General features: G+C 65.9%; 6 protein-coding genes and 1 tRNA gene. 3 read left to right on the top strand and 4 right to left on the bottom strand.

The annotated features are described in order from the left end of the window. Window positions 1-15 precede the first annotated feature (15 nt). Window positions 16-3465, bottom strand: coding sequence for an amidohydrolase family protein (locus tag J3A66_RS02690; protein ID WP_209566934.1), 3450 nt, complete (start codon window positions 3463-3465; stop codon window positions 16-18). 609 nt (window positions 3466-4074) lie between these two features. On the opposite strand from J3A66_RS02690, the gene J3A66_RS02685 reads away from it, so the two are divergent. Further along, the gene (locus tag J3A66_RS02685; protein ID WP_245336682.1) at window positions 4075-7167 is read left to right on the top strand and encodes a TonB-dependent receptor plug domain-containing protein; all 3093 of its coding nucleotides are present in this window, start codon (window positions 4075-4077) and stop codon (window positions 7165-7167) included. Window positions 7168-7260: 93 nt separating this feature from the next. Here J3A66_RS02685 and J3A66_RS02680 read toward each other — a convergent pair whose 3' ends face one another. Further along, on the bottom strand, window positions 7261-9069 hold the full coding sequence (locus tag J3A66_RS02680) for a hypothetical protein (RefSeq protein ID WP_209566931.1): 1809 nt from the start codon (window positions 9067-9069) through the stop codon (window positions 7261-7263). 259 nt (window positions 9070-9328) lie between these two features. Then, window positions 9329-9418, bottom strand: a tRNA-Ser gene (locus J3A66_RS02675). Window positions 9419-9565: 147 nt separating this feature from the next. Here J3A66_RS02675 and J3A66_RS02670 point away from each other — a divergent pair. Then, the gene (locus tag J3A66_RS02670; protein ID WP_031394846.1) at window positions 9566-9832 is read left to right on the top strand and encodes a hypothetical protein; all 267 of its coding nucleotides are present in this window, start codon (window positions 9566-9568) and stop codon (window positions 9830-9832) included. Window positions 9833-9915: 83 nt separating this feature from the next. Further along, on the top strand, window positions 9916-10713 hold the full coding sequence (locus J3A66_RS02665; protein WP_056408014.1) for a glucose 1-dehydrogenase: 798 nt from the start codon (window positions 9916-9918) through the stop codon (window positions 10711-10713). Between the two features lie 45 nt (window positions 10714-10758). Here J3A66_RS02665 and J3A66_RS02660 read toward each other — a convergent pair whose 3' ends face one another. Beyond that, a complete protein-coding gene (locus J3A66_RS02660; protein ID WP_209566929.1) occupies window positions 10759-11862 on the bottom strand; it encodes an NADH:flavin oxidoreductase/NADH oxidase in 1104 nt (367 codons plus the stop codon). Between the last annotated feature and the right edge of the window lie 178 nt (window positions 11863-12040).

The following is a 12040-nucleotide window of genomic DNA, read 5'->3' as shown; positions in this document are numbered from 1 at the left end:
TTCCGATCGGGGATGTCAGTCGACATCCCCGTGTCCGTGGCCGACGGTGATGCGTGCGCCCGTATCGGCGCCCGCGCTGCCGCCCTCCCACCAATAGGCCTGGCGCCTGCGCGTGCCGGTGATCGTCTCGTTCAGCGTTGCCGCATCATAGAGGCGGCCGCCGAGCATCACCTGCGCGACCTTGTCGCTGTTGCGGATGTCTCTTGTCGGGTCGGCGCTCAGCACGACCAGATCGGCGAGCTTGCCGGGTTCGAGCGAGCCGACGTCCTTGGCGTATCCGAGCGATCGTGCCGATTCGATCGTGCCCGCACGCAGCGCCTCGATTGGGCTGAACCCACCCCGGACGAAGCTCCACAGCTCCCAATGCGCGCCAAGCCCCGGCTGCTGGCCATGCGCGCCGATCGCCACGGGCACGCCCTTGACCGCGAGCTTGCGCGCTTCGCGCGCGGTTGCGCCATCGACATAATCCTCCTCGGGCGCGATCTCGCGCCGCGCATTCTGCGCCGCGAGCAATGCCGGCGGTGCATGGCGGGCGAGCAGCGGATGCCGCCAAACGTCGCTATGCGCACGCCAATAGGGATCGCCCGCCGGTCCACCATAGGCGACCACGAGCGTCGGCGTGTAGCCGACCGTCGTCTGCGACCAGAGATCGACCACATCCGCATAGAAATGCTCAAGCGGGACGTTGTGCTCGACCGTGGAATTGCCGTCCTGCACCAGGCTCATGTCGAGCGTGAAGAGCGAGCCGCCCTCGGGCACGACTTCCATGCCTTCGGCCTGCGCTGCCGCGACGACCATCTGGCGCTGCTCGCGGCGCGGCTGGTTGTAGTTCTTCACGCTGCGAGCGCCCTGCGCCTTGAGGCGACGGACGACGGCGAGCGCGTCCTCATAGGTGTCGATCTGCGCATAGACGTCGGGTGCCTTGGCGCCATAGACGATCTCACCGGTCGAGAAGGTGCGCGGTGCGAGCAGCATGCCGGCCTGCTGCATCTCGGCCGCCGGGAAGATTTCGGCGGAGCGCGACGACGGATCGTGGATCGTCGTGGTGCCGAGCGCGAGGTTCGCCATCGCCGACCAGTTCTGCTGCGGCACGATCTCGTCCTCGCCCTGCGGACCATGCGCATGCGCGTCGACCAGCCCGGGGATGACCGTCTTGCCCGCTAGGTCGACGGTCTTCGCGCCTGCGGGAATGGCGACCGTGCCGCGTGGCCCGACCGCGACGATGCGGTCGCCGCGGATCAGGATGGTGGCGTCGTCGATGATCCCGCCATCGGCCTTCGCCATCGTCACGACGCGTGCGCCGGTCAGCGCCACCGTCGCGTCAGGCTTGGCGGCGGCGATGTCCATCGACAGCGAGGTGCCGGTGCGCGGCGCGACGAACTTCGGCGCGTCCTCGCCCTTCGGCGTCGGCACTGCGCGGAAGAGCGCCGCGGTCTCGGCCGTGTAGAGCGTCGGGCCTGCGCTCCAGTGGATCTGCCGGCCGTCGTTCGACCAGTTGATAAAGTCCGCGCCGTCGCCGCTGACGCGGGTGACGGGCAGGGGGCCGCCCTTGGCATCGGTCTCGACCGCTTGGCGTCCCGGCATCAGCGGCATCACGAACGCCTCGTAATTCTGACGGAAGGCGACGTAATCGCCCCGCGGTGCGATCTGGTAATCGTTGACCAGCTCGCCCGAGGCATGGACGCGGCGGTCCTGTCCGTTGAGATCGGTGCTGATCAGCTGGCGCCTGTCCTTCTCGGTCGCCATCAGGAAGACGCGGTCGTTCGCCGCGCCGAATTGCGGGCCGCTCGCCTCCTTGGCGATCCGCACCGGCGCACCGCCGCTGGCGGCGACGCGGTAGGCCCCGGCATCGGGATTGCCCCGCGCTGCGGTCAACCCGCCGCCCGGGCCCTGTTCGAACACGATCGTGCGTGCGTCGGGCGAGAAGCGCGGGCGGCGATAATGGCCGGCGACGGTCGTGACGGTGCGGGGCGAGCCGCCGCCTGCCGCGATCGTCCGGATCTGGCCGAGCCCCGCATCCGTCCAGCCGACGAACACGATCTGGCGGCCGTCGCGCGACCAGCTCGGGAACAGCTCGAATTCGTCCGCGCCGCGCGTCAGCCGCGTCGCGGTGCCGCCCGCAACGGGCTTGGTCCACAGCTTGCCGAGTGTCTCGAACACGACGGTGCGGCCATCGGGCGAGACGCTTGCCCAGCGCGGCATCTTCGTCGCGAACCGGTCGGGTGCGACTGCGACCTGCGGATGGACCGCGTCGACGATGACGCGCGTATCGTCGATGCGGAACGGGATCACCGCCGCACCCGAGCCGTCGGGCGCCACCCGGCGCAGCTTGCCCCCCGCCCAGAAGACGATCGCCGTGTCGCCCGGCGTCCAGGCCATGTCGGGATAGACGCCCGTAACCGCCCATGTCTCCTGCACGTCGCGGTCGAGCGGACCATAGATCATCCGTTCGACCCCGGTCGCGAAGTCCTTCACCCATAATTTGGTGATATTGTTCTCGCGCCGGACAAAGGCGATCCGCTTGCCGTCGCGCGACGGGGTCGGCCGGACCGAGCCGCCGACGCCCGATACCGCGGTGCTGACCTCACCGCTGTCGACGTCATAGCGTTCGATATCGAACAGGTCGGTGCGCGAATTCTGCGCATATTCGAAGATCGGGCCGGGCGAGATGTTGCGCGTGTAGAAGATGCTCTTGCCATCGGGTGCGTAGATCGGCTCGCCCAGCTCCTTCTGCAGCACCTCGCTCGCGCGTTTGACCAGCTGGACGCCGCCGCCACCCGAGACGTGATAGAGCCAGATCTCGCCCGTGCCGAGCGAGCGGCCGGTCGTGAAATGCTTCTTGGCGGCGATGAACCGGCCGTCCGGGCTCCAGCTCGGCTGGTTGAGCAGGCGGAAATCCTCGTTCGTCACCTGGCGCTTGTCGCTGCCGTCGACGTTCATCACCCAGATATTGTCGCCGCCGCCGCGGTCCGACGTGAAGGCGATGCGGCGGCCGTCGGGCGAGAAGCGCGGCTGATGCTCGAACGCCAGCCCCTCGGCGATGCGTCGCGGCGTGCCGCCCGTGATCGGCATCGTATAGAGGTCGCCGAGCAGGTCGAAGGCGATCATCCGGCCGTCGGGCGAGACGTCGACGTTCATCCAGCTGCCCTCGTCGACATGCAGGGCGACCTCGCGCGTCTTCAGTCCGCGCGGCTGCATGACGTCCCAGACCGGCGGCTTGGCGGACGATTTGGATGTGGCAGCCGAGGCATTGGCGGGCGCGGCGGCAGTGACCGGGGCTGCGGCGACGGGCTGGGGCGACGGGTTGGCGTCGGCGCGGGTCGTCGCGGGGGTGGGCGCCGTCGCCTGATTCTCGGGCGCCTGGGTCCGTTCGACGGGCCTGGCGGCCGGTGGCGGCGTGGTCTGTGCGGACAGTTCGGTGGCGACGAGGCAGAGTGCGATAGCGGTCAGTGCGCGGTGCTTCATGGTGTAGAGATCCCCCCTTGTGCGGCAGGGTCTAACCGATTGACCGCGATCGTCACTCGCAAATTTCTTTTATCGGGTCGCTTCTCGTCCTGTTGCCGCCGCTCCGCTTTGTACCGGTCTTGGACGTGATCTTCGCCGGTCGCGAGTGGATGGAAGGCAAGAGCACGTCACGCCGGGTCTAGAGCGTCGCGTCGCAAGCAAGTTTCTCCGCCTTGCTTGCGCTTTGGATGCGTTGACCGACGACCGATAGCAATGACCCCAGCGGATACAGTTCCTTGGCGGACGGACTCGCAACCGATGCGGAATGGTGCGGCCTGAAGAACGCAAAGTCCTGTCATTGATACCGATTGATACCGTTACGACACAAAATCCATACCGCGTGTCATTTCCGAAATTATTGGTATTGTTTTGATATTTGGGACGTGACAGCATGTGCCTGTCCGAGGGTTCGGATGGTAATGCCGAACAAGGTCAGCAAGGTCACGGGGCGACAGATCCCGATGAAAGCGCGTCCTGTTGTTCATCGAACGCTTCCGAACAGGGTCGGCGGCAATCGATACGATGCATCACCATCCCTGTGACCCGATCGGCAACATGGGGGGTAATGGAATGGTGCTGTTCAAAGGGTTTCTGACTACGACATGTTGCGTCGCGGCGTTGTTTGCGATGCCGGCTCAGGCGCAGGCCCAGGCGTCGGATACAGGCGCGGGCGATGGTGCGCAGGAAAGCCAGACCGCGATCGGCGATCCCGTCGCCTCCGCCAAGCTCGCCGCAGATACCGAACGCACCGGCCAACGGCAGGAAGCGTCGGACATCGTCGTGACCGGCACGCGCATCGCGCGGCCGAACAACCGGTCCGCCGCGCCGATCGTGACGACGACCGCCGCGGAAATCGCGGCACAGGGCGCGACGACGATCGAGGAGGTGCTGAACCGCCTGCCGCAGGTGCAGGTGAACTCGGAACAGAATTTCAGCGATTCCGAAGGTCGCCAGCGCATCAAGCTGCGCAGCCTGGGCTATGAGCGCACGCTGACGCTGATCGACGGTCTTCGCATGGGCCTCGCCAACACGGTCGATGTCGGCATCATCCCCAACGCACTGGTCGAGCGGATCGACGTGCTGACCGGTGGTGCCTCGTCCGTCTATGGATCCGACGCGGTGTCGGGCGTCGTCAACTTCGTGCTGAAGAAGAATTTCGAAGGCATCCGGCTCGACGCGAACTACAGCTTCTACAATCACGACAATGGCAGCAACGCGGTCACCGAGGCGGCAGGTCGCGCGGGTTTCGCCGCCAAGCGCGGATTGACCAATGACGGTGGTCGTTCGGATGTCAGCCTGGCGGCGGGCACCAATTTGTTCAACGACCGGGTGAACCTCACCGGGTTCATCAACTACCGCCAGTCCAATCCGATCGAGCTGGTCGATCGCTCCTATTCGGTCTGCGAGGCGGTCCAGCCGACCAACACCTCGCCGCTCGGTTGTTCGCGTGCGAGCTTCACGCCCGCCGGTACGATCATTCCGCAGTCGGGGCCGCGCGCCGGGCAGATCCTGGTCAACAATCCCAACGGGAACGGGACCTTCATTCCGATCAACAGCGGGCCGCAGGGCTCGTCTGCCAACCCCTATGACAATTGGGCGGTCCAGCGCGCGTTCAACCGCGTCAACCTTGGCGGTTTCCTGACCGCCAAGATCACCGATGACATCGAGCTGTACGGCAACGGGCTGTTCTACCGCGACAAGTCCTACAACACCCAGCTCAACCGCACCTTCAACTTCGGTGCGTACGGCTCGGACCCGTTCCGCGTGAATTGCGACAACGCGTTCCTGTCGGCCTCGCAGGCACAGGATCTGTGCGGCGCCAACGCCGGCGTCGCCGGACAATATGCGCCGATCGACGTCCGCTACCGCTTCGACGGGCTGCCACTGGTGCGGCAGCGCTTCACCAACGAGGGCTATCGTATCGTCGCGGGGCTGCGCGGGCGCGGTTTCGACGACGTATGGTCCTACGATGTCGCGGGCATGATCTCGCGCGCGCGCCTCGACACCATCGACGTGCCGTTCGCGCGGTTCGAGAACATCAATCGTTCGCTCGACGTCGTCCGGGTCAACGGCACGCCGACCTGTCGTGCGGTCGTCAACGGGACCGATCCGTCCTGCGTGCCGTTCAACGCGTTCGCGCCGTTCAACCAGGATACGGCGCTCAACCAGTATCTCTACGGTGGCGCGACCGGCGGGATCAGCACGCGCATTCCGCGCCTGTTGCAGTTCGTCGGCACCGTCAGCGGCGATTTGGGCCGATACGGCATTACCTCGCCGCTTGCGGACCAGGGCATCGCGATCGCGCTGGGCGCGGAATATCGCGAGGAAATGGAACGCACCATCGTCAACGAGATCTTCCAGCAGAACAATGGCGGCGAGAACCAGCGCTTCACGCAAAGCATCCTCGAAGCCAATGCCGAGGTGCAGGCACCGCTGATCGAACATCGCCGCTTCGCCGAGCTGCTGCAGGTCAACGCCGGCTACCGCGTGTCGCAGTACAACCGGCTCGCCGGCAAGTTCGATACCTGGAAGGTCGAGGGGCTCTGGTCGCCGGTGGCGGACATCACGCTCCGCGCCTCCTACAACAAGTCCCAGGCCGCACCGGGTGTCAGCACCGCGCAGGGGGCCGCCAACATCTTTTGGAACCAGGGCTTCTATGCCGATCCCTGCGCACCGCGGATCGATCCGTCGAACCCCAACGGCGCGCGACTGGCGCCGTCGGCGACGCTGCAGCAATGCCGCAACACCGGCCTTGCCGACAATCTCTATGGCAGTGCCTCGCTGATCTGCCCTGACGATCGGTGCACCGTGCGCGAGGGCGGGTTCAATCTGACGCCCGAAAGCGCTTTTACCAAGACGTTCGGCGTCGTGCTGCGCCCACGCTTCATACCCGGCCTGACGGTGTCGATCGACCGCTGGCTGATCGATCTGAAGGACCAGCTCGACTTCCTCCAGCCGCAGAACATCATCGGCGAGTGTCTCGCGACCGGGAACGAATATTTCTGCCGCGGCATCGTCCGCAATCCTGGCACCGGCACGCTCTCGAGCTCGCCTGCGACCAGTCCGTCGACAGGTTGGGTGGCCCGCGGCTCGGCCAATGGCTACAAGTCGCAGTCGCATGGCTGGGATTTCCAGGGGCAGTATAATGTCGGCCTGGGCGGCGTCGGCCGGCTCGACATGAGCTTCAACGGGACGCTGATGACCCGCGTCGGCTCGCAATCGTCGCCCACGATCGAACCGCGCAACTGCGTGGGATATTTCGGCAATCTCTGCGGCGAGAGCATGCCGCGCTGGAAGCACCAGCTCCGCACCACCTGGACCGCGCCCGACAGCACGACCAGCCTGTCGGTCAACTGGCGCCACCGCGGCGCGATGCCGCTCGATATCTACGCGCCCGAGGACACCGGCATCCCCGCCCAGGACGCGAGCGCCCGGCGCGATCAATATCCGGGTGTCGGTTCGTACAACTGGATCGACGTGGCGCTCAGCTTCGACATCAACAAGCAGATGACGTTCCGGCTGGCTGCCAACAACATCTTCGACCGCGATCCGCCGCTCATCCCGGATAGCCGTTCGCGGATTGGTCTGCTGCGCGGCAATACCGTGATGGGGTATGACCTGCTCGGCCGGCAGCTCGTCGCAGGGGTCTCGCTGCGGCTGTAACGTTACCGACTGACGTGATCGCCGGGGTCCGGATAAGGACCCCGGCGATGTTTCAACGTGCTACGGTCTGCGAACGCCGGATTTTAGCAGCCGCTAACGCCCCGGCTCCGTCGCCCCCGCTGGCGACAGCAAAGCGGCGGCGACGGGTTGTTCGGGCGTTGCGAACGCCCCTTTGGCGACCGGCAGCAGCATTCTGCGCGCTTCTTCTCGAAGGTCGCGGGCGATCAGCTCCTCACCGAGCTTCAGTCTCGGACCGGGCGCGGCGGGCGCAGACTGAACGATCTTGTACAGCCCCTCCACCGCGACATCCGGGGCCTGCTGGCCCGCCGTCGCAAAACTGTCGTGATACGCGATCAGCGCAAGGCTGCTCTCCGGGTCCAGGCGGTTGGCCCTGACGATGAAACGTCTCGCGTCCCCAAGCCGCTGCCGACGTTCGGCCGTCGGAGCGCGCATAGCCAGTTGCGTCAGCGCCGTGCCTTTCCACACCAGCGCGCGTGTTTCGGTCGGCGACTGGGCGATCGCCCGTTCGGTGGCTTCAAGACAGGCTTCGGGATTGCCGGTGCGGCATTCGGCCTCGGCCAGGAGCAAGTGGTTTTCGGTCAGGGCGGGGAAGCGGGTCGCATTATCGCGAAGCCGGTCGATCCACGCGGAACGTCGCGCGAGCGCCTTCTCACGGTCGGGGCCGGCGTCGGGCACCTCGATCCGCGCGCCAAGTTCAAGCCGGCCACGGATCAGCCCGGCCTCCGCGCGGGTCAGACGTCGGATGCTAGGTTCCGGCGCGCGATTGGCCGGAAAGGCCATCTTCTCAGCCTGTAATTTGCGGCCTCGGTAGGCGGTCACGGCGCTTTGGAACTGGCTCGGATCGCCAAGAGCGCTCGCGGCGGTCTGCAAGTCGTCACCCCGTGCCAGGGCGTTCAGATAATCGTGAAGCCGCGGCTTCCACTCCTCGGAGAAATACAGGAGGTGGACCAGCCGCCATGCGTGATAGGGCGTCCAGGCCCTACCCTTGCCCGAGAGATAGCGCCCATCGAGGATGTGCGTGACCGGATACAGACCGTAGTGATGCATGACCTTCGCGTAGCCAGGCGGAAGGTGGCCATATTCGACGTAGTCGGCGCCGGCTTCCATCGTCGCGAACAATTCTCCGAACCCCTGAAGATACCAGCGCGGATACGCTGCCGGAAAATAGGTCATCAGGTAGTTCTGGGCAAAGGCGGCATAGACGCGGGATTCGGCCCATTGGCAAAAGGCGATCTCGTTCACCGCAAGCTGTTCGAGAATCTGGTTCACATCGTACGTCGGCTGTCCGGTCGCCGTCACCCTGGGGCTTATGTAGTAATCAACGATTGGAGGGTTTCGGTCCCGCCCGCGCGTGCAATTGCGGCTCGTCTTGCGGCCAACCGATGGTTGAAGAACCAGGTTTACGCCCTCTTCGGTCGTTGCGAGCACCGACCCTTCCTCGCGCGGATCATAGTAGATCGTCTTTTCGAACGCCGGCGGGAAGGGACCATATTGCCAGCGCAGGTCGGTCAGTCGAAGCTGTTCGAACGCCGCGGCATCGCCGATCATCGTCACGGCGATCTTGATCGTCTCGTCAGGCTGATCTACCCGGCCATGCAGGACCGAGAGCAGGAAGTGCAGCTTTTCGAGATTGTGCGCGGTGCGCCGCAACGCAGTTTCGTCGCCCTGGCTGAACACGATGACGTGCGGCGTTTCCGCCATTCGCCAGTCGCTCATCTCCACCTTGGATTCGCGGCTTCGGTTGCCCGTGACGACGATGGTCGAGTCGCCATTCTTCACCGGTGCCGCAAGCTGCGCCTGCGCCGGAAGGCTGAAGGCCACACCCAGGATCAAGAGCAACCACCGCTTCATTTGTTTGAAGCCCCGCATCACCTCAAGCATTCGGATGTGCACTAAGCGCCTGACCGAACCCTAAATCAAGTCATTCCAAGACCAGGGTGCCGGTACAGACGATCTTCAAGCACCGTCTGTAAGAATGTTTGCTGCCATTCTGGACCTTCGGGTTCGCCGGTGCCCCGACAGTCACTCGATTTACTTGCGCTGTTTATGAACCGGTTCGGTGCTCCGGGGATGCGAACACGCCGGAAACGGGACTTGGGCGTCGTTAGGAACCCGTGTGAGGCAAGCTGAAACGAAGCATTGGCGGAAGAGGTGGGATTCGAACCCACGGTAGAGTTACCCCTACGCTGGTTTTCAAGACCAGTTCCTTAAACCACTCGGACACTCTTCCGCACCGCATCCGCGCCGCCGCAATGGCGGAGGGGCGTGTGCGACCGGCATCTAGGTCGGGGTGGACCGTTGCGCAACTCTTTCGCACGAAGGGGGCGGCCGTTCGACATGACTTGCCACGATCGCCCGGCTCGGGCAGCGCTGCGTCATGGATCTCGATGCGATGCTCACCCATTATTTCGGTACGACCGATCTCGATACGCTGGATACGATCGCGATCGATGACGGTCTAGAGCGCGTCCGGATCGCGTTCGGTACCGAGCGCGAGACCGGCCGGCGGTTTGCGCTGTGGGCCGTGCTGGCGACGCTCGGCGATGCGCCGGACCCGCGTGACGCGTTCAAGAGCGCGGCCGAGCAACAGGCGGCGCAGGCCTATGTCCGCGCGCTGCGGACTGCGGACACGCTGGACGACTAGCCGCCCCGTGGGGGCAGACGGATAGCTTTGGCAAGGCGGGCGTTGGGGACGCAACTCCTGACAGTCTAGCGAAAGCGAGCCCCATGCACATCGATCTCTCCGGACAGGCCGCCATCGTCACCGGTGCAAGCTCCGGCCTCGGACGCGCCGCCGCGCTGCTGTTCGCGCAGGCCGGCGCGCGCGTCGCCGTCAATTACAACAGCAATCGCGAGGCGGCGGACGACGTGGTCGCGCGGATCGTCGCGGGCGGGGGCGAGGCGTTCGCCTGCCAGGCGGATACTGCGGACGAGGATGCGGTCCTCCGGCTGTTCGACGAGACCGTGTCGCGGTTCGGCGGCGTCGACGTCGTGTTCGCCAATGCCGGCATGCAGAAGGATGCGGGCTATGCGGACATGACGCTGGCCGACTGGAGCCGCGTCATCGACGTCAACCTGACGGGCCAGTTCCTCGTTTCGCGCGAGGCGGTACGCCGGTTCCGCGCGCAGGGTGATCGCGGCTTTGGCCGGGCGATCGGCAAGATCCTGTTCATGAGTTCGGTTCACGAGACGATCCCCTGGGCGGGGCATGCAAACTATGCAGCGTCGAAGGGCGGCAGCGGGATGCTGATGCGGACACTGGCACAGGAGGTCGCGCAGGAGCGGATCCGGGTCAATGCGCTGGCGCCCGGCGCGATCGCGACCGACATCAACGCCGATGCGACCAAGGGCGATGCCGCCGACGCGCTGCTTGAACTCATCCCCTATGGACGGATCGGCGAACCCGACGATGTCGCGCGTGCGGCGCTGTTCCTGGTGTCCGATGCCGCGGACTATATCATCGGATCGACGCTGACCGTCGACGGCGGGATGAGCCTGTATCCCGGTTTCCGCGACAACGGCTGACCGCGCTGGAGACATTGCCGCGACCCGCGAGGGTCGCGGCTCGCGTCAGGCCTGGAACAGGTCCTTGTACTGGCGTGGCTGTGAGCGGAGATACTGGTTGGGCGCCTCCACATGGCCGCCGAGATGTGCGGCGGCATGCCACGGCCAGCGCGGATCGTAGAGCAGGGTCCGGGCAAGCGCGACGAGATCGGCGTCACCGGTACCGATGATCGCCTCGGCCTGTTCATAGTCGGTGATCAGCCCAACCGCGACGACGGGGATGCCGACCGCCTGCTTGACCTGACGCGCCAGCGGGACCTGATAGCTTGGCCCGACGGGGATCTGCTGGTCCGGGCTGAGGCCCCCGCTCGAGACGTGGATCGCATCGCACCCGCGAGCCTCGAGCGCCTTTGCGAAGGCGACGGTCTGTTCGCCGTCCCAGCCGCCCTCGACCCAGTCGGTGCCCGATACGCGCATCGTCACCGGGCGATCCGCCGGGAAGGCGGCGCGGACCGCGTCGTAGACTTCGAGCGGGAAGCGCATCCGGTTTTCGAGGCTGCCGCCATAATCGTCGTCGCGGTGGTTCGCCAAGGGCGAGAGGAACTGGTGGAGCAGGTAGCCGTGCGCGGCGTGCAGCTGGATCGCATCGATCCCGAGGCGTCCCGCGCGCGTCGCCGCGGCGGCAAACGCGTCGCGCAGTCGCGCCAGCCCCTCGCGATCGAGGGCCGTCGGCGGCGCGTCATCCGGCAGGAAACCGGCGGGGGAGGGGGCTTCGGTCTGCCAACCCTTGTCAGCGCCCGGCGCGATCTGCCCGCCGCCCTTCCAGGGCACCTCGCACGACGCCTTGCGTCCGGCATGCGACAGCTGGATGCCGATCGGCATGTCCGACCAGCGGCGCACGCTGTCGAGCGTCCGCGCGATCGCCGCTTCGCTCGCATCGTCATAGAGCCCGACATCGCCGTAGGTGATCCGCCCCTCGGGCGTCACCGCGGCGGCTTCGAGCATCATCAGGGCCGCCCCCGACAGCGCTAGATGCCCGAGATGGATCAGGTGCCAGTCGGTCATGCAGCCGTCGACCGCCGAATATTGGCACATCGGCGCGATGACGATCCGGTTGGCGAGATCGAGCTTGCCGACCTTGAACGGCGTGAAGAGCTGCGGACCGCTCATGCGGCGGCCGCCGGAACGATAGAAGTGGCGCGCATCGTGAGAACCTCGTGGGATGGGGAATGCGCGTCAACGCACGGGGCCGGGTTAGGAGCCGGCCAAGAGGCGACCCGCCACCTTACCCGAGGCCGCGGATGGTCCCCGCCGTCCCGGCGCGTGCCGGAACGACAGGGTGGGACAG

Origin of the sequence: Sphingomonas sp. PvP018 (assembly GCF_017876865.1) — a bacterium.
Lineage (GTDB): Bacteria > Pseudomonadota > Alphaproteobacteria > Sphingomonadales > Sphingomonadaceae > Sphingomonas > Sphingomonas aerolata.
The sequence above is the reverse complement of the archived record's forward strand: the minus strand, read 5'-3'. Positions and strand labels throughout refer to the sequence as shown.